The organism is Acinetobacter sp. YH12134, assembly GCF_013418555.1.
GTDB classification, from domain to species: Bacteria; Pseudomonadota; Gammaproteobacteria; order Pseudomonadales; family Moraxellaceae; genus Acinetobacter; species Acinetobacter indicus.
The window spans coordinates 32,450-50,928 of record NZ_VPBT01000022.1; the positions used below are offsets into that span (position 1 = coordinate 32,450).

General features: G+C 46.3%; 19 protein-coding genes. 10 read left to right on the top strand and 9 right to left on the bottom strand.

Features of this window, described 5'->3' with window-relative positions:
- Positions 1-359: 359 nt before the first annotated feature.
- Together FTU69_RS12055 and FTU69_RS12060 are read left to right on the top strand one after the other, a co-directional pair.
- Positions 360-725, top strand: a complete 366-nt coding sequence (locus tag FTU69_RS12055) for a GNAT family N-acetyltransferase (protein ID WP_158650617.1) — start codon at positions 360-362, stop codon at positions 723-725.
- A 38-nt stretch (positions 726-763) separates the two neighbouring features.
- A complete protein-coding gene (locus FTU69_RS12060; protein ID WP_180103945.1) occupies positions 764-1,045 on the top strand; it encodes a GNAT family N-acetyltransferase in 282 nt (93 codons plus the stop codon).
- Positions 1,046-1,140: 95 nt separating this feature from the next.
- Here FTU69_RS12060 and FTU69_RS12065 read toward each other — a convergent pair whose 3' ends face one another.
- Both FTU69_RS12065 and mpl read right to left on the bottom strand, forming a co-directional pair.
- Complete coding sequence (locus tag FTU69_RS12065) at positions 1,141-2,205, bottom strand: zinc-dependent alcohol dehydrogenase family protein (RefSeq protein WP_218946435.1); 1,065 nt, start codon at positions 2,203-2,205, stop codon at positions 1,141-1,143.
- A 271-nt stretch (positions 2,206-2,476) separates the two neighbouring features.
- Positions 2,477-3,844 (bottom strand): UDP-N-acetylmuramate:L-alanyl-gamma-D-glutamyl-meso-diaminopimelate ligase, encoded by a 1,368-nt coding sequence (gene mpl, locus FTU69_RS12070; RefSeq protein WP_180103946.1) that lies wholly within the window; start codon positions 3,842-3,844, stop codon positions 2,477-2,479.
- Positions 3,845-4,098: 254 nt separating this feature from the next.
- Here mpl and FTU69_RS12075 point away from each other — a divergent pair, with 254 nt between their 5' ends.
- On the top strand, positions 4,099-4,437 hold the full coding sequence (locus FTU69_RS12075; RefSeq protein ID WP_005181069.1) for a DMT family protein: 339 nt from the start codon (positions 4,099-4,101) through the stop codon (positions 4,435-4,437).
- Between the two features lie 2 nt (positions 4,438-4,439).
- Here the strand turns inward: FTU69_RS12075 and FTU69_RS12080 are convergent, their stop codons facing one another.
- A complete protein-coding gene (locus FTU69_RS12080) occupies positions 4,440-5,720 on the bottom strand; it encodes a DUF2254 domain-containing protein (protein ID WP_075175484.1) in 1,281 nt (426 codons plus the stop codon).
- Between the two features lie 288 nt (positions 5,721-6,008).
- On the opposite strand from FTU69_RS12080, the gene purE reads away from it, so the two are divergent.
- From purE to FTU69_RS12100, 4 genes are all read left to right on the top strand, one after another.
- A complete protein-coding gene (purE, locus tag FTU69_RS12085; RefSeq protein WP_005181065.1) occupies positions 6,009-6,521 on the top strand; it encodes a 5-(carboxyamino)imidazole ribonucleotide mutase in 513 nt (170 codons plus the stop codon).
- 15 nt (positions 6,522-6,536) lie between these two features.
- Complete coding sequence (locus FTU69_RS12090) at positions 6,537-7,658, top strand: 5-(carboxyamino)imidazole ribonucleotide synthase (protein WP_075168298.1); 1,122 nt, start codon at positions 6,537-6,539, stop codon at positions 7,656-7,658.
- A 14-nt stretch (positions 7,659-7,672) separates the two neighbouring features.
- The gene (locus tag FTU69_RS12095) at positions 7,673-7,915 is read left to right on the top strand and encodes a hypothetical protein (RefSeq protein WP_104470775.1); all 243 of its coding nucleotides are present in this window, start codon (positions 7,673-7,675) and stop codon (positions 7,913-7,915) included.
- Between the two features lie 399 nt (positions 7,916-8,314).
- Positions 8,315-9,598: a lytic murein transglycosylase gene (locus FTU69_RS12100; protein WP_218946436.1), complete on the top strand. Its 1,284-nt coding sequence runs from the start codon at positions 8,315-8,317 to the stop codon at positions 9,596-9,598.
- Between the two features lie 39 nt (positions 9,599-9,637).
- Here FTU69_RS12100 and FTU69_RS12105 read toward each other — a convergent pair whose 3' ends face one another.
- The 4 genes from FTU69_RS12105 to grpE all read right to left on the bottom strand — a co-directional run bounded on the left by FTU69_RS12105 (position 9,638) and on the right by grpE (position 13,902).
- Positions 9,638-10,027: a hypothetical protein gene (locus FTU69_RS12105; protein WP_162182855.1), complete on the bottom strand. Its 390-nt coding sequence runs from the start codon at positions 10,025-10,027 to the stop codon at positions 9,638-9,640.
- A 120-nt stretch (positions 10,028-10,147) separates the two neighbouring features.
- Positions 10,148-11,059, bottom strand: a complete 912-nt coding sequence (locus FTU69_RS12110; RefSeq protein WP_075168301.1) for a matrixin family metalloprotease — start codon at positions 11,057-11,059, stop codon at positions 10,148-10,150.
- A 234-nt stretch (positions 11,060-11,293) separates the two neighbouring features.
- Positions 11,294-13,234 carry a molecular chaperone DnaK gene (dnaK, locus tag FTU69_RS12115; RefSeq protein WP_005181052.1) on the bottom strand — a complete coding sequence of 647 codons (1,941 nt, stop codon included), beginning with the start codon at positions 13,232-13,234 and terminating at the stop codon, positions 11,294-11,296.
- A gap of 119 nt (positions 13,235-13,353) precedes the next feature.
- Positions 13,354-13,902 (bottom strand): nucleotide exchange factor GrpE, encoded by a 549-nt coding sequence (gene grpE / locus FTU69_RS12120; protein WP_005181051.1) that lies wholly within the window; start codon positions 13,900-13,902, stop codon positions 13,354-13,356.
- Between the two features lie 828 nt (positions 13,903-14,730).
- Here grpE and FTU69_RS12125 point away from each other — a divergent pair.
- Positions 14,731-14,982, top strand: coding sequence for a hypothetical protein (locus FTU69_RS12125; protein ID WP_168396845.1), 252 nt, complete (start codon positions 14,731-14,733; stop codon positions 14,980-14,982).
- A gap of 248 nt (positions 14,983-15,230) precedes the next feature.
- Here FTU69_RS12125 and FTU69_RS12130 read toward each other — a convergent pair whose 3' ends face one another.
- Entirely contained in the window at positions 15,231-15,656 is a 426-nt protein-coding gene (locus FTU69_RS12130) for a hypothetical protein (protein ID WP_005181048.1), read from the bottom strand.
- Positions 15,657-15,857: 201 nt separating this feature from the next.
- Here FTU69_RS12130 and FTU69_RS12135 point away from each other — a divergent pair, with 201 nt between their 5' ends.
- Complete coding sequence (locus tag FTU69_RS12135) at positions 15,858-16,934, top strand: alpha/beta hydrolase (protein WP_180103947.1); 1,077 nt, start codon at positions 15,858-15,860, stop codon at positions 16,932-16,934.
- Between the two features lie 10 nt (positions 16,935-16,944).
- On the opposite strand, the gene FTU69_RS12140 is transcribed toward FTU69_RS12135, so the two are convergent.
- The gene (locus tag FTU69_RS12140; RefSeq protein ID WP_168407672.1) at positions 16,945-17,655 is read right to left on the bottom strand and encodes an acetoacetate decarboxylase family protein; all 711 of its coding nucleotides are present in this window, start codon (positions 17,653-17,655) and stop codon (positions 16,945-16,947) included.
- Positions 17,656-17,752: 97 nt separating this feature from the next.
- On the opposite strand from FTU69_RS12140, the gene FTU69_RS12145 reads away from it, so the two are divergent.
- Positions 17,753-18,325, top strand: coding sequence for a peptidylprolyl isomerase (locus FTU69_RS12145; RefSeq protein WP_180103948.1), 573 nt, complete (start codon positions 17,753-17,755; stop codon positions 18,323-18,325).
- The last annotated feature ends 154 nt before the right edge of the window (positions 18,326-18,479 follow it).

Sequence of the window (18,479 nt, forward strand, 5' to 3'; positions counted from 1 at the left end):
ATAAAAAAACCTTGACCCGTTGCCAGATGAAATAAAAACATCCATAACAACGTGATCAAGGTCTTGCCTACATTGCCCTGCCTGATGCAGATTCAATGCTCAGATACCGACTTTTTGCAAAGTGTAATGACGATAGTCTGACAGGTTAAAACCAGTGAGTTTCATCTGGGTTTTAACGCTTGGAGGAGGCTACTCCCCTTGTTCAACAATTCTGTGTTGGGGGAATGCCCCAAAGTCGACAGAGAATTGCATATTTTTAAGTAAAGTGCAAATGGCCGAATGTAAATGAGCGCGTGCTACAGTGTATTCCTCGTCAAGAAAAAAGCGACTGTATGCAATTGTTTCAACATGCAGTGAAAATGTTAGATTACAGATCAGATGCTATATTTTTTTCTGCAGAAAGCAGATACTCAAAATTCAGATGGGAGGATATGATAAAAATGATGGTGCAACACGAAAACAATGACAGCAAAGGGGCCTTTTTTGTTGAAGCCAATGGCGAGCGTCTGGCTGAGATGACTTATTCACGCGCCGGCGAAGATAAAATCATTATTGACCATACCACGGTCAGTGAACAGTTACGTGGTCAGGGTGTGGGACGTCACTTAGTTGAAGCTGCGGTCAATTATGCCCGCGAACAGCAGATCAAGATTATACCGCTCTGCCCTTATGCCAAAGCGGCTTTTGAAAAAGACCCGTCGATTCAGGATGTACTTCAACCCTAATTCATCCGGTGACACATAAACTTTAAGGCAGGACAGCAATGGATATTCAACATCAAGAGGCAAAACGTGGCGGCGCATTTTTTATTGAACGGGATGGACAGCGGATTGCTGAAATTACCTATCAATGGCAAGACACACATAAAATTGTCGCCGACCATACCTGGGTAGATGATTCATTGCGTGGCCAAGGCATTGCCCGCCAATTACTGGATGTGCTGGTCGCGTTTGCCCGGGAAAAACAGCTCAAGATTGTACCGGTCTGTTCTTATGTTGAAGTCATGTTTCGACGCGAGCCCAGCCTGGCTGATGTCGCCGCTTAAATCTGGCACTTGAACCCGCCGCCGACTTTGGAGGGTCAGCCAATATATAAAAACTACGAGCATGAACTCGTGGTTTTTGATTGCCGATAAAGACCTTAGCTGTAATCAATGATCACTTTCAGGGCTTTTTCATCTGAGGCGTGTTTAAATACCTCATAAGCCTTTTCAAACTGGTCAAATTTAAAATGATGGGTGGCCAGACGTTCCATCGGCAGTTTGCCGGCACAGCAGCTTTTGAGCAGCATGCCGGTGGTATTGGCATTGACCAGACCGGTGGTAATGGTCAGGTTTTTAATCCAGAGTTTATTTAACTCGAAATGCACCGATTTGCCGTGTACTCCGACGTTGGCCAGATGACCACCCTCTTTGACGACATGCTGGCAAATATTCCAGGTGGCTTCTACCCCCACGGCTTCCATGGCGCAATCGACCCCGCGGCCATCGGTAATTTCCAGAATACGCTGAATGGCATCTTCTTTGGCCGAGTTAATGGTGTGGGTCGCGCCAAGTTCTTTGGCCATGGCTAGCCGGTTATCATCCATGTCCACCGCAATAATCTGTGCCGGTGAATAGAATTGTGCAGTCAGCAGACAGCCCATCCCAATCGGGCCGGTACCAATAATGGCAATGGTATCGCCGGGTTTGACATTGCCATATTGCACGCCAATTTCATGCGAAGTCGGCAACACATCCGATAAAAATACCGCGACTTCTTCATTCAGTCCTTCTGGCAGCGGATACAGCGAGGTATCGGCAAATGGGGTTCGTACATATTCGGCATGGGTACCGTCAATCATATAGCCCATGATCCAGCCGCCTTCATTGCGGCAGTGCGCATAGAGCTGTTTCTGGCAGTTTTCACAGGTACCACAGCGGCTGACGCAGGAAATAATCACCCGGTCGCCCGGTTTGAAATTTTTGACCGCCGTACCGACCTCTTCAACAATCCCGATCCCTTCATGGCCGAGAATACGGCCATCAAACTGGCCGGTTTTTTCGATTGCGGTGCTTTCAATTTCCGGGTTTTTGCCTTTCCAGATACCAAGGTCGGTACCGCAAATCGTTGACTTGGTCACGCGGATGAGGGCATCGGTGGGTTGCAGAATTTGGGGACGTGGACGCTGTTCAAAACGGATATCATTGGCGCCATGATAAACCATGGCTTACATTGTCTGGGACATGGTGGTCATCCTCTTGTTGTGCTTATTGTGGGACAGCCTGCGCCTTTTCACCTCATCAGGAACCGTGATGGCGCAGGATGTGATCGTTCTAACTTAACAGGAGTTGATGACAAGTTCATCTCTAAAAAACCGTTTTGATTCAGATATTTGTATATTTATTTTAATCTATTGAATTGTATGAAAATAAAACAGGGCTGCAGTATTCTAACTACAGCCCCGTTGAATGATGTTTCAGGTCAATAAAACGTGTTTAAGCCGATTTTAATGCGCTTAATAATTTCTGGTGCAGACCACCAAAACCGCCATTAGACATGATCACCACCGCATCGCCCTCGCCTGCTTCCTGGCTGACGGTATGAATAATGTCATCCAGCGTCCGGGCAATTTTGGCCTTGTTTGGTGCCGCAGCCACCACCGGTTGTAAATCCCAGTCCAGTCCTTCCGGTTGATACCAGATTACTTCATCGGCCAGACGCGCTGAATGTGCCAGTCCATCTTTATGGCTGCCCATACGCATGGTATTGGAACGAGGCTCAATAATCGCCCACAGTTTACGTTCACCTAAACGTTTGCGCGCGCCTTCCAGGGTGGTGTCAATTGCCGTCGGATGATGGGCAAAGTCATCATAGACCTCAATGCCGCGTACGGTATCGAGCAGTTCCATACGGCGTTTTACCCCGCCGAAATTGGACAAGGCCGCACAGGCCGTTTCAATCGATACACCAATATGCGCCGCCGCGGCAATGGTTGCCAGGGCATTGGCCACTGAATGCTGGCCGGTCATGTTCCAGCAGACTTCGCCCTGAACCACACCATCTTGCAGCACTTTAAAATGTGAGCCATCGGCCTGTAACTGCTCGGCAGATAGCGCGGCCTGGGCATGTGCAGTCAGTGAGGTGCGGACCACCGGTGTCCAGCAGCCCATTTCCAGCACTTCATCAATATGGGTTTCGGTAACCGGTGCAATAATGCAGCCTTCACTTGGAATGGTACGCACCAGATGATGGAACTGTTTTTGAATCGCCGCCAGATCATCAAAGATATCGGCATGGTCAAATTCAAGGTTATTTAAAATGGCAGTTTTCGGATGGTAATGCACGAACTTGGAGCGCTTGTCGAAGAAAGCAGAATCGTATTCATCGGCTTCAACACAGAAGTATTTGCCACCACCTAAACGCGCGCTTTCTTTAAAGCCAAGCGGAACACCGCCAATCAAAAAGCCCGGTTCCAGACCGGCCTGATCCAGCACCCAGGCCAGCATGGTGGTGGTGGTGGTTTTACCATGGGTGCCGGCCACGCCCAGAACATGCTTGCCTTGCAGCACATGATCGGCCAGGAATTGTGGACCTGAAACATAAGGCAGACCGGCATTGAGCATATATTCCACCGCATCAATACCACGTTTCATGGCATTACCGACAATCACCAAGTCCGGATGCGGCTGTAAATGGCTGCGGTCATAGCCCTGCATTAAGGTAATGCCTGCATTTTCCAGTTGGGTCGACATCGGCGGATAAACATTCTGGTCGGAACCGGTCACGGTATGTCCCAGATCACGCGCCAACAAGGCCAGAGAGCCCATAAAAGTGCCACAAATACCCAAAATATGCAGATGCATCCGCTGTTACTCCACTGCGTGTAGGACCGTACCATTCTTGTTGATGGCCTGGTCATGATGTATTGAATTGTCAGCAACGATAGCAAGGCTGTTTCGGAAAAGATAGTCATTCTTGTAGGGATTCGTTGACTGGAATCCGAAAAAATCAGGCATTTTCCAGGCGGATGCTGACCGTGAAAAAAATCCGCACGGCTGCACTGCTTTTTTGGCCTGAAACCGTACAATAGGCTGACATTTTCTGGATACTGCCGCCTATGTCCTTCCCTTTACTGCTGTTAATTATTTCCAACTGTTTTATGACTTTGGCCTGGTATGGACATCTGAAATTTTTGCATGGCGCGCCGCTGTGGCAGGCCATTTTGTTTGGCTGGATGATTGCCCTGCTCGAATACGCCTTTATGATTCCGGCCACGCGCTTACTGGCCCAGCATGGCTGGTCACTTGGGCAAATGAAAATTACCCAGGAAGTGGTGACCCTGCTGGTCTTTGTGCCGTTTATGCTGTATCTGTTCAAGCAGCCGTTTAAACTGGATTATCTCTGGGCTGGTCTGTGCCTACTCGGTTGTGTTTACTTCGTTTTTCGCAGTAGCTAAAGTTATTCCGGTTGTGGCAGATGTGGAAAAAGTGCGGCGAAATCTGCTTGAATCAGCGCCCGTTCTGGTGCGAAATCAAAGTGATGTAAACAGCGTTGTAGCACCTGCATCGCCATCTGCGTGGCCGCCTGTCTGAGTTCCGGTTCCGGTACATTCTGCTCAATCATCGACAGGCATTTCAGCAGGCGCTGATTTAACTCCAGATTCTGGGCACAATCGCGGGCCAGCGGCATAAAGCTGCCATAAATCAGGTCTTGCAGATCAAAGCACTCAATACTGAGATGCGGACAATCACAGCGTGTTGCCTCCGGGTCCGGATGACTGTCAATTAGAATCCGGGTCAGCGCATTCAGCGCGCTAATGCCAGAACCGACATCATTAATTGCACTCGACATGGCTTTTTGCCCGACCTCACTCATCACCAGCAGACAAAAACGCGGGTCCTGCAGAAAACTGCGATTGGTTTCAATAATCAGATGCTGCAGAATCTGATTGCGGATCTGCTGTTGCTGTTCTTCGGACAGCGCCTGCGGGCTATAGACTTCGACCAGCGCCGTCATCGGATCTAAAAATTTGCCCGGCATAGATGGCAGATGTAAATGCAGTTGCTGCTGCGCGGCAATCTGCTCCAGTCCGGCCAGATCGACATGGTTAAAATAACCGGTTGTGCTGCTATAGACGCAAAAGCTGGGCGCAAAAGCAGGCTTCTGCCCTGTTGCCCCCAAGTCCGGTTGATGCCGGAACTGGCCCAAGGCCTTTTTGGCCGCAGTTTCAATCTTGTCGATGGTGGTGGTTAAATTGCCGAGTTTAGACAGGGTTTGTACCCAATGAATCAGGGTGTAAATCAGGTACATCAACACCAGAATAGTACTGATAAACAACACAAAACGTCCCGATGGACCGTAGTACTCCAGCCCCAGGGCAATTTTGGCAATCACTGCATAAATAAAAGCGGAAATAAAACTGGAAATGGCCAGCCGGGTGTTGTCATCGCTCATCATCAAGCTATAGGCACGTGGTGTGCCGCTGCTTGAAGCCGAAGCAAAAGCTGCCACCATAATCGACAATGAGAAGGTCGTCACTGCCAGCATGCTGGAGGCAATAATATCCAGCAAGCTGCCCAAGGTGTCGATGCTGATATTCGGTACCGTACTGGCCGGAATAAAATACTGGCTGGCGATGGCAAATAATGAAAAAAATGTCGCAAAGATGGCACCCAGCGCCGGCATCAGCCATAAGTTTTCTGAAGGGTTTTGTAGCCAGATTTTAAGTTTGAACCACATAGAAACTGCCCTGAAAATATCTTTAATCTAATCTTAAGTTATTCATTACAAAAAGCTTTATCTTGATAGTTATAGCGTTTTTTTCACCGCTGTATGTCCTCTTTTTGTATTTTTGGCCTATTGCCATCATTGTATTTTCTTCAGTTTTACAAACAGATAATTTTAATCTTTATTCTTGCGCCGAACTTTAGCCAGCCGGTTTTTCAGTCTATAATACGGAGCTTATTCATTAAAGCTTGGCTCTCGTCGAGATTTATCTTTTTTCACTTAGTCTCTGGAACATTAGCAATGAATGCGGCCGCAGCACAAGACGCTCCTCTCGTTGGAATTATTATGGGTTCTCAATCTGATTGGGCAACTCTCGAACACACTGCCAATATGCTCAAGCAGCTTGGTGTCCCATTTGAAGCGGAAGTGGTTTCTGCGCACCGTACCCCAGACCGTTTATTCGAATATGCCGAAACTGCGCGTGATCGTGGTATTCAGGTGATTATTGCCGGTGCGGGTGGCGCTGCCCATTTACCGGGCATGTGTGCAGCCAAGACTGATCTTCCAGTGCTGGGTGTGCCGGTTAAATCTTCTATTTTAAATGGCGTCGATTCACTGCTGTCGATTGTACAAATGCCGGCCGGAATTGCGGTAGGTACCTTGGCAATTGGTCCGGCCGGTGCCACCAATGCTGCCATTATGGCTGCCCAGATTCTGGGTTTAACGCGTCCAGAGATTGCGAAAAATGTCGCTGATTTCCGTGCAGCGCAAACCGATAAAGTGGCCAGCAACAATATTCCGGGTCAGGCGTAATACGGGACATTCCTTATGAATAAAACCATTGGTATTTTTGGTGGTGGGCAGCTTGGTCGTATGATGGCGCAAGCCGCGTTACCACTCAATATTCAATGTACTTTCTTTGAAGCCAGTGCAGATTGCCCTTCTGCGGCTTTAGGTACGGTCTATTCAAGCGCAGCTGAACACGGTTTGCAGGATTTTATCCAGAGTGCAGATGTATTTAGCCTGGAATTTGAAAATACCCCGCTGGCCGATGTTGATGTCTTGACCCAAAGTAAAGCGTTACATCCGCCGCGTCAGGCGCTGGCGATTGCGCAAAACCGTTTGCAGGAAAAAGCCCTATTTGATGCGCTGCAGATTCCGGTGGCGCCGTATAAGGCGGTTGATTCGCTGGACAGTTTACAGGCAGCGGTGGCTGAATTAGGTCTGCCGATTGTGCTGAAAACCGCAACTGGCGGTTATGATGGTAAAGGCCAGTTTGTGCTGCGTAGCGCCGATCAGATTGATCAGGCCTGGGCAGAACTCGGCCCTGCCGGCTCGCTGATTGCAGAAAGTTTTGTCACCTTCTCGCGTGAAGTATCGATTATTGCGGTACGTGGCCAAAATGGCGATGTCAAAACCTGGCCATTGGCTGAAAACCATCACCATCACGGGATTTTATCGCACTCGATTGTACCGGCACCGAACAGCACTGACTTGCAACCGGTGGCGCAAGACTACATCACGCGCCTGCTGAATCATCTGAACTATGTCGGTGTGTTGACACTGGAACTGTTTGTGACTGAAAAAGGCCTGTATGCCAATGAAATGGCGCCACGCGTGCATAATTCGGGGCACTGGTCGATTGAAGGCGCTGTCTGTTCACAGTTTGAAAACCATGTCCGTGCAGTGGCTGGTTTGCCGCTCGGTTCGACTGAGGTGGTGCGCCCAACGGTGATGGTGAATATTATTGGTCAGCATCCAAAGTCGGAAGATGTGTTGGCGTTAAATGGTGCACATCTGCATTTGTACAATAAAACCGAACGCGAAGGTCGTAAAATCGGGCATATTACCTTAATGCCAAACGACAGTCGCGAACTGACGTCACTGTGCCGTCAGCTGGCGAAAATTTTGCCAAATCCGCTGGCCTTGAGTGAAGATATGAGCATTTAACTGCAGATTCGTTTATGAAAACAGCGGTCCCTCAGCGGGCCGCTTTTTTTATGCCAGAAATTCGGGCAAGATTGCGCTCTTTTTTCGCCAGCTGCCATTGGTCGGCTGGTTCAACAACAGGCTTGATTGCTTCAGTCCAGATCTTTTATAACTATAAATGGCTAAAAAACAAACACAAATACAGAGCATCTGAAAAAATTAAAAATGAATTCAAACACAGATTTTATTTTAAATTTAAATCTGAATATGCAGTTTGAATTTAAAATATCCGCTGAACTTTAAATTCAAAATTATGAATTCAAATCTGTTTGTAGTTTTAAATTTAAAATTTGAATTTAAAACCTGCGAAATAAATTCAAAAACTGCAATTTAAATTTAAAAAGTACAGATTTACGGTCCGGTGGATGGGTTTTGTGGATAAGTTTTCCTGAAATAAATTTAAAAATGATGATTTAAATTTAAAAAATAAGAAAACCGAGATTTGAATTTAAAAATACTCAAGATTAGATCTGTGGATAAAATTTTTTAAATTCAAAACTGAAATATGAATTTAAAATGAAGCAAAATAAATTTAAATTTACGTTTTTACCCTGTCATTTTATGGCTCAGCTGTTATGGTAAAACCAGTTTTAAATTCAAATGACATAAGGGATAGTATGCATCGCTTTGCTTTTGTTTTCGGATCTTTGGCATTGGCTGCATCTCAGCTACATGCAGAACTGATTATTAATGGTCAGCCGGTCACCACTACGGCGCCGGTGCCAAGTACCATCCAGCCTCAAAATAATTTCCAGGTCTGTCTGGCCAATTTGCGCGGCCAGGCCATGGCCAAGGGCGTCAGTGGCAGTACTTATGACCGCTATACCCAAAATTTAACGCCAGATTATTCCGTGATTGAACGCCTGAATTATCAGCCGGAATTTTCGACGCCAATCTGGGATTATCTTTCCGGTCTGGTCGATGAAGAACGCGTACAACTGGGCCAGCAAAAACTGGCCGAGCACCGTGAGGTACTGAACCGGGTTGCAGCAGCTTATGGGGTACCGCCAGAAACCGTGGTCGCGGTGTGGGGCGTAGAAAGTAATTTTGGCGATATTTCTGGCCGTTATCCGTTATTGCAGGCTTTAGGTACTTTAAGCTGCGAAGGCCGCCGTCAGAGTTATTTCCGCGGCGAATTCTTTGCCGCCATGCGTATTTTACAACGCGGCGATGTGCGTGAAGATCAGCTCAGAGGCTCATGGGCCGGGGCATTTGGTCATACCCAGTTTATGCCATCGACCTATGAAGAACTGGCAGTGGATTTTGATGGTGATGGCCGCCGTGATCTGGTCTCAAGCACCACTGATGCCTTGGCATCAACCGCCAATTTCCTGAAAAAACGTGGCTGGCAAAGCGGACAGCCGTGGGGCTTTGAAGTGAAATTGCCCGCAGGCATGTCAGTCAGTGGAGAAGGGCGCCGCAATAAAAAATCCTTAAGCAGCTGGGTCAATCTTGGGCTAGTACGAGCCGATGGCAGTGCCTTGATTCAGGGCAATCTTTCAGGCAGCAGTCAGGCCGGTTTGCTGACACCGGCAGGCGGCAATGGCCCGGCTTTCTTGGTGTTTAAAAACTTTGATGCCATTTACAGTTATAACGCCGCGGAAAGTTATGCCTTGGCCATTGCGCATTTATCCGACCGTTTACAGGGCAAAGGCCCGTTTGTGACGGCATGGCCTACCGATGATCCGGGCACTTCACGCGCAGAACGTCGTGAAATCCAGCAGTTTTTATTAAATCGCGGCCATGATATTGGTGCGGTAGATGGCCTGATTGGTGATAAAACCCGTCAGGCCATTCGTCAGGAACAGATCCGCTTGGGCTTAAGTCCAACCGGGCGTGCCGGACAGCAGGTGTTACGCGCTTTTCGTAATGAAAATGCCAAACTGATGATGCTGCAATAAATAAGCAATAAAAAAGGGCGCCTTATGGCGCCCGGATGTTTATTCAATATCTGAGGTATCAATCTTCACGGCTTCTAAAATATCAAAAATCACCGTGGTTACATCCTGACTCAAATCACGGTTGTTAAACACTTCATAGGCTGTAATGGTGACATCGGTATCACTTGGCAGCAATTTTTGTTCTTCTTCAATCAGGTGATTGACCGGCAACAGGGTCTGTTTAATTTCTAAATGCAGGATATCTTCAAACTCGACATTTTCTTCTTCGAGTTCAATCATCTGCTCATTAAAATATGGCAATAGAATAGAGTAGAGATACGGCTGAATATCGACGATATCAAACAGTTCAATATCACGCGTTTGTTCAATCGTGCTGATGTGGTCATTTACTTCAATCAAAATATGGTAGTAACTCACATTAATCTCCACAAACATTCCTGTTGAAATTGCGGCTTTCACAATAACATGAAATAGTCAGAGAGGGCAGTGCTGTTGGCGATAAAGCCCCGGTTTTCTAGATTAACTTGTAATGAAAAGCATCAAATGTATTTAACGCTGCTGTAAAAGTGCCAAATCGGCGGCAGTTAGCTGAAAATGATCCAGATTTTGCTCTTGCATGAGAGGATGCATCAGGGCATGTGGATCATGGGTATGCCCCAAGCCCAAGGCATGACCGAATTCATGTGCCAAGGTTAAACGCAGGTCGGCAGCTGACTGAAACTCATAGATGCGAATACTTTTACCATCAAAACTGCCTTTATCAAATAAACGCGGCTGAAAGCGCTGGTTAAATTGCTGCACCGAAGCATCAATTGACTGATTTAGCTGGTTGAGGGCATCGACCTGTTGGTTCAAGCCTGCAATACGCACATTAAACTGTTGAATTTCAGCCTGTAAACTAGCGGTTTGCTGTTCAAGTTGCTGGCGCTGCTGGTTTAAAGAGCTACGCTGTGTGGCCGATGCACCGCCTTGCTGGTTCAGCTGCTGCACCTGCTGGTTATAGGCATTCAGCTGTTGCTGTAACTGGGCATTTTTAAAGGCCAGCTGCTGGTTCAGTTGCTGAATCTGCTGTTTGACTGTCTGCACTTGGGTCTGCTGGTGTTCCCAATGCTGCTGCTGTTGCTCAATCTGGCCCATCTGTAGGCGACGCTGTTCCGATTCATATTGGCGTTCATCATAAATCAGGCGGATTGCCAGTCGCGCTTGTGGATCATAGACAAAATAGTCCTGACCAGTACCCTCTGTCCAGATTTGTGTGGCCTGTTGGGCGAGTTGCACTACTTCGGCATGGCTTAAACCAAAGCGTGGGTCCACTTCGGCAATCCGGTAACGCAATCGGGTATCCAAAGGTGCCTGAATCCGGGTCAGCAGGCTGTTGTGCTGCAACTGCGGATGCTGCTGGTTCTGATACCACAGCATGGCGGCAAACAGCAGTAACACAATCAGGATTAAGGGACGCATCACGCAGATTGGACTTCCTGTAGAGAAGGGGATAATTAACTACACACCTGTATCTCTGTGATTAATCGATTTTCTTTCCTTTATATAGCAGGGAAAACGGTCAAGCAGAGTAGGCCAGATGGGGATGTCTAACTAGCTTAAAAAAGCCGCAGAGATGAAACAAGTCTTTTTTGCTTTCAAGCAGATATAAAAAAAACCGCGCTTACGCGCGGTCTTTTTGTTTAAAGCGACAAATTATTTTTTGTCATCTTTCACTTCAGTGAACTCAGCATCGACAACGCCATCGTCCGCTTTTTGCTGTTGACCTGCATCACCACCGAAGGCATTTGGGTCAAAACCTTGCGCACCGCCTTGGCCTTGGGCTGCTTCATACGCACGTTGCGTAATTGGCATGATGATGTTTTGCAGCGCTTCAGTTTTCGCCTTGATCGCGTCAACGTCATTTTCTTTGGTTGCTGCTTCAAGTTCTGAAACTGCTGTTTCTACCGCAGTTTTCTCATCAGCAGTCACTTGTTCGCCAAGATCTTTTACTGCTTTTTGAGCAGAAGAAACCAGGGCATCGGCTTCGTTACGTGCTTTTGCCAGTTCTTCAAACTTACGGTCTTCTTCAGCATTCGCTTCAGCGTCTTTGATCATCGCTTCGATTTCAGCATCAGACAAACCTGAGTTTGCTTTAATCTGGATCGATTGCTCTTTACCCGTGCTCTTGTCTTTCGCAGACACTTTCAAGATACCATCCGCGTTGATGTCGAACGATACTTCAATTTGTGGCACACCACGTGGCGCAGGTGGGATGTCGCCCAACTGGAAGTTACCCAACAATTTGTTTTGTTGAGCCATTTTACGCTCACCTTGGTAAACCGAAATGTCTACTGCAGGCTGGTTGTCAGCAGCGGTAGAGAACACTTGCGATTTTTTCGCAGGAATCGTGGTGTTTTTCTCGATGATTGGCGTTAACACACCGCCCATGGTTTCAATACCAAGTGTAAGCGGTGTTACGTCAAGTAAAAGAACGTCGTTCTTGTCACCTGAAAGTACCGCACCTTGAATCGCCGCACCCATTGCTACAGCTTCATCCGGGTTCACGTCTTTACGTGGCTCTTTACCGAAGAATTCTTGTACTTTTTGTTGGACAAGTGGCATACGAGACTGACCACCCACCAAAATCACGTCAGAGATGTCAGAAGTCGAAAGACCCGCATCTTTCAGTGCAATACGGCAAGGTTCGATGGTACGCGCAACCAGGTCAGCAACTAAACCTTCTAATTTCGCACGTGTTACGTTGATCACCAAGTGTTTAGGACCAGTCGCATCAGCCGTGATGTATGGCAGGTTGATTTCAGTTGCGTTTGAAGAAGAAAGCTCGATTTTTGCTTTTTCAGCCGCTTCTTTCAAACGTTGTAACGCCAGTGGATCGTTTTTCAGGTTGACGTTTTGTTCTTTCTTGAACTCTTCAACCAGGTAATCGATCAACGCGTTATCGAAGTCTTCACCACCCAGGAATGTATCACCGTTAGTCGACAAGACTTCGATTTGCTGGTCGCCATCAAGATCCGCAATTTCAATGATGGATACGTCGAAAGTACCACCACCCAAGTCATAGACTGCAACTTTACGGTCGCCTTCTTTCTTGTCCATACCGAACGCTAACGCCGCAGCAGTAGGTTCGTTGATGATACGTTTAACGTCTAAACCAGCAATTTTACCGGCATCTTTCGTTGCTTGACGCTGTGCATCGTTGAAGTACGCAGGAACGGTTACAACGGCTTCAGTCACTGTTTCACCGAGGTAATCTTCCGCAGTTTTCTTCATTTTTTTCAGAACTTCTGCAGAGATCTGTTGTGGAGCAAGTTTCTTGTCGTTTACTTCAACCCAAGCATCGCCATTGTCTGCTTTGATGATTTTGTATGGCACCAGACCGATATCTTTTTGTACCGCTTGGTCTTCATAACGACGACCGATCAGACGTTTGATTGCGAACAAGGTGTTTTTCGGGTTGGTTACTGCTTGACGTTTCGCAGACTGACCGACCAGGATTTCGCCATCTTTATACGCAATAATAGATGGGGTTGTACGCGCGCCTTCAGCGTTTTCAATTACTTTAACTTTATCGCCTTCAAGTACCGCAACACATGAGTTGGTTGTACCTAAGTCAATACCAATGATTTTAGCCATTTGGATGTTTCCTCAAAAATTTTATTGTGCTTTACACTTGTTATCCGATATGAGAGCCGTTCAATTTTTTTCAAGTTAAAAATATGAAAAAATTTCACCAACTCCCGAATTTATGAGGCTTAAGCGCCGACCATAACCATTGCAGGACGCAATAAACGGCCATTTAAGCTATAACCTTTTTGCAGTACGTTGCCAATTTCGTTGGCTTTGGCTGTTGGATCAATGCCCACCGCCTGATGTAAATCTGCATTGAAACCGTTCGCGGTATCTACCGCCACAATGCCGAATTTCTCTAAAGTCGTCAGCAGTGATTTCAGCGTCAGTTCCACCCCTTCAGACAGCGGGGTTTTTTCTTCGCCAGCTGCGGCAATAGCACGTTCCAGGTTATCTACGCTATCGAGCAGTTCTTTGGCAAATTTCTCCAGCACTGCTTCTTTATGCTTTTCAGATTCACGCTGAATACGCTCGACACTCTTTTGCGCTTCATACACTGCATTGGCGGTACGCGCTTTTTCAAGTTTTAAATCGCCTTCGAGCTGCGCAATCTGTTCTTGTAAAGACTCAACGGAAACGTCTGCCTGCTCGGTTTCAGCTTGAGTTTGGGTAGTATCTTGTTCTACTTGCTCTTGTTGCAGATCTTGAGCGTCTTGGTTGTGCTCGGTTGCCATTGATTTACTCCGTTTAAATGGGTTCTTAAACATGTACAGTCCTTCTGGCATCAGTATTGACTGGTTCATTCTGAACTGCCATGAGTGATGAATTTCGTAATTATTAAAGAAGTCGGGGCAGGGGATAAAAATTCAAGCGGTGCCAGTCATTAAATCTGCAGAAATTTGCTGAAAAAACATACATTCTTTTAATTTTTGATCTTTTTAGCAGGAGGGTGCAGGAAGATACTACGAGGCTGAAACCCCAATTTATGGGAAAATGATTTTAATTTTAAGTCCGGATAAATTCTGTAGATGCTGTTGAGTTGTCTATAAAAAATTTTTAAGTTGATTATTCTTTATACATAAAAACGATCAGAATGAGTGAAAAATACTATTTTACAGGGCAAGGTCAACTTTGTATGATTGCGCCCAGATTCTATCGCTGTAGTTTCTTTTGATATTTTCTTGAAATGTGTTTTCTGGCTTATCCGCCCTCTGGATAAGCCTTTTTTTTGCCCTGAAGATTTAAAAGTACCGTATTTACACTGTTATCTTTTCGCAAAACTAGCCGTATGTTGTGTAGAGCACGCTGTTTTCTCCCTCTAAAATAATTCTGCACTTTCGTCTTTTTTATTGCTGTAATCTATAACAAAAACAGCAGATTAATCCTGCTGTTTATTTATATTGGTTGTAAAAACAGCTACATCTTCATGTTTATAAAAAACTGCATAACTCGTACCGGTGGATATAAAAATTTAACTTTTTATCTGCCCAGCCAGTGCTGAAATTTTGAAAGTATAGCCAGCGCAAAGTTGGACTTTGTATTTTTCAATGAATGAGGATCGAATGATGAAAAAAATGGGTGTATTGGCTGTGGCCTTGTTTGCTGGACTGGCGGTGGTAGGCTGTAGCAGTCATGAAACGGCACAGGCGCCAGAAGTGGCACAAAATCCGGAGCAACCTGAAACGGTACAGGTGACTACCATGCCGGTAGAAGCGGGGGCTGAAGTGGGCGTAGCCGCAGAAGTCACTGCCCCGGCCATTGCTGCACCAGCAGGATCGGAAGCACCGGCGGTTGAGGCACAGCCACAGCCCTAAATTCAACGCTGTCTATTTCAAATGAAACAGGACCATCATTTAAATCAGGGAGGAAAATTTAATTTCTCAACAGGGAGATCAAACTAATAGGCCAGGGAAGGCCATGCTATTTTCACTATTATTATGGAAGGCCGTTATTTTTCTATTACAGTGCTTTTAAATAAATGCATACGGCAAAAATAGAAACCCGAAAGCCAGGTTTTCGGGTTTTTAAACTGTGCATCGCACGCACGCTGTCAAATACAGGATTAATCGCGACGGTCGCGTTGCCGTTTGCGATATTCTTCCATCCGTTTACGCTGTTCTTCGACCCGTTTTTTACGCTGCTCTTGCTGTTTGCGTTCGACTTGCTGGCGTTTACGGTTCAGTTCGGCGCGTCGTTCGCGTTCCCGTTGTAACTGCTGACGGCTTTGTTCGGCACGTTTACGTTCCAGTTCACGTTTTTGTCGATCCCACTGCGCTTCGCGTTGGCGTTGTTGCTGTAAGCGTTTCTGACGTTGTTCATATTCCCAACGCTGACGTTCTGTCATGCGGCGATAATCATAGTTACGGTCGTAATCCCGGTCATAACGATGATCATAGCGGCCATTGTAGTGGCCATCTTCAGGGAACGCGACACAACCGACCGCTAAAAATACGGTCGCACAGGAAACCAAGAGGAGTTTTCTAGACATGGTGAGCGTCCTTTTTCTATCCGGATTAGCAAAATCAATCCCTCTGTATCATCAAAATTGTCAATGACACCTTATAGAAATAAGATTAGCGTATATAAATTCTGAATATGTAGGTCGATGACTGGACTTCTATAACGAAATAGTCACTAAACTGCTGATCATGTAGAAAATGTGAAGAATGAATAAAAAGGAAGATGATAGATGAGTGCGTATCAACAGAAACTGCAAAAAATCATTGATAACAGTCAGGGTACGGTGGTGCGAACACTCGATCATTTACCGTGTGTGGCGCAGGAATCACTGGCGCGCGCCTTGGGCTATCCTTATCAGTATCCGCAACTTGATCCCCTCATTAAATGCATGATGGCGGCCCAAATCAAGCAGGGGCGTATCGGTTTTATTGGCGAAAATCCGGCGCAATCGCGTCAGGCTTTTGATACTCAGATGAAGGCGATCCGTAAACAGCCGACCTATGTCAAACGGGTCGAAGATTTACGTTTAAGCCTGCAAAGTGGCACCATTTCAGCCCGTTATTATCATCCTGCACCGCATAAAAAACTGCCGTTGATTGTGTTTTATCATGGTGGCGGCTTTGTGGTGGGTAATCTCGATACCCATGATGAAGTTTGCCGGCTATTGGCGCATGCCGCTCAGGTGCAGGTGGTCAGTGTCGATTATCCACTGACCCCCGAGGTTTCACCGACACAGCTGATTCAGTGCTGTGAAGATGCTTTGGCTTGGGTGTATCAGCATCGCCGTCAATTTAATATTCTGAAAAACCGTATTGCCGTGGCGGGTGACAGTGCTGGTGCCAATATTGCTACCGTGGTGTCACAGCGTAGTAAAAATACCGCCTATGCACCGCATGCCCAGTTACTGATTTATCCAGTGGTGGATTTTAAAAGCCGTCATCCGTCGTTCTTTGCCTATAAAGATGGTCTGGTGCTGACTGAGCAGGATATTGATTTCGTCACCGAGTATTATGCGTTACAGCACAATATGGCACTGGATGATGCCCTGATTTCACCAACCTACGGCAATTTAAGAAAACTGCCGCCGACCTTTATTGTGACGGCCGGGCATGATGTGCTGCACGATGAAGCGGAAATTTATGCGCACAAGCTGCGTCAGCAAGGGGTCAAAGTCCAATATAAGGAATATACCGACCAGACCCATGGTTTTATTAATTTAACCCCGGTTTCGCGCCGTGCTAAAAAACTCACGCTCGAGCTGGGCAAGAATTTCAGAAAATTTTGGGATCGACCACGCTTCTTTTAAAAGGGGTAACTTAAAAAGGCCGACTCAGATTTTTTCTGGTTTCACGTGGAACAGCGGTTTTGGTTTTAATCTGCGCTTCGGGGAATAACAGATCAAACTCCGGTACATAAAAACTTTGTAATAGTCGGGCCTGGGAAAAATCAGGAAAAATATCCTGGGTATTTTGCCATTCCACCGTTTTGAGTTTAGATAAACGGCCGCGAAACTTCGGACTAAACTGGTAGCGCTGGCCTTGCCAGGCCTGCTGAATGGATAAAAATGAAGCCGGAATATGGTGGCTATTGATATAAAACGAGGTGCTGTTTTTCGGCCGCTCCAGACAAATTGACATCTCTTGCTGCTGATGACGCACAATACAATAGGTGCGACCTTCTTTTTCCAGCCATTCAAATTCGGCCAGCTCTTTCGGAATGCCCCATAACTGCTGGCCATGCGCTAAAGAGGCCTGAGTCGAGACATAAATCTTGGGGATGGTCGACAAGCGATGTTTATACAATAAAGGATGATCCATAATTAACAGTTCATCATACGGACCCACTGGCGAATCCTGATAACGGATCAGCATTACATTGACCATGCGTCCTAAAGGAGACGGAGCCAGCCGAAAACGTTTGGCTGTTTTCAGGAAAAAAGGATTCAGCCAATAATTCAAAATAAAAGCATCGCCGTGTAAGCGCCAAGGCGGATGCGCAAAAATCTGGTTCTGGATATTGTTATTCATCTTATTCTCAGGATTTGAAAGGAACAGCTAATGTTTTCTTTATACTGAACAATTAATATAAGTGAAGCAAAACATCAAACCACGGATTCGTAAAGAAATGTTAAAACGTAGCGTTCTTATGGCCGCCAGCCTTGCCTTTAGTGCCTCTGCATGGGCTGCCAATTCAATGATTGAAATGAAAACTTCCATGGGCAATATTGAAATTGAACTTTTTAACGACAAAGCGCCATTGTCAGCAGCCAATTTTGAAAAATATGTCAGCAGCAGTTTTTATACCGGTACCATTTTCCATCGCGTCATTCCGGGCTTTATGATTCAGGGCGGCGGTATGGATGCAGCCATGGTGGAACGTCCGAATACCCGTCCACCGGTCAGAAATGAATCCTATAATGGCCTGAGCAATCAGCGTGGTACTTTGGCGATGGCACGGACCAATCATCCTGATTCAGCCAAAAGCCAGTTTTTTATTAATCTGGTCGATAACGACTTCCTGAATAAAAGTCCACGTAATGCGGGTTATGCCGTGTTTGGCCGTGTTACCAAGGGGATGGATGTGGTCGATAAAATTGCCAAAGTACCGACCCGCAATGTTGGTGTGCACCAGAATGTTCCGGCTCAACCGGTGAAAATCCTGAGTGTGAAGATAAAACCGGCAACGGCAAGAAATTAACGAAAATAAAAAGCAGAAATATAGATTAGAAACCTTTGCACGAATAAACACACAAAAGTTCATTAAATTGGTATAATACAATAAAATCAATCACCTAGCAAAAAACACGACTATGGCATGGAAACAAACAGGGCAACTCTCCCTAGCAGACAGT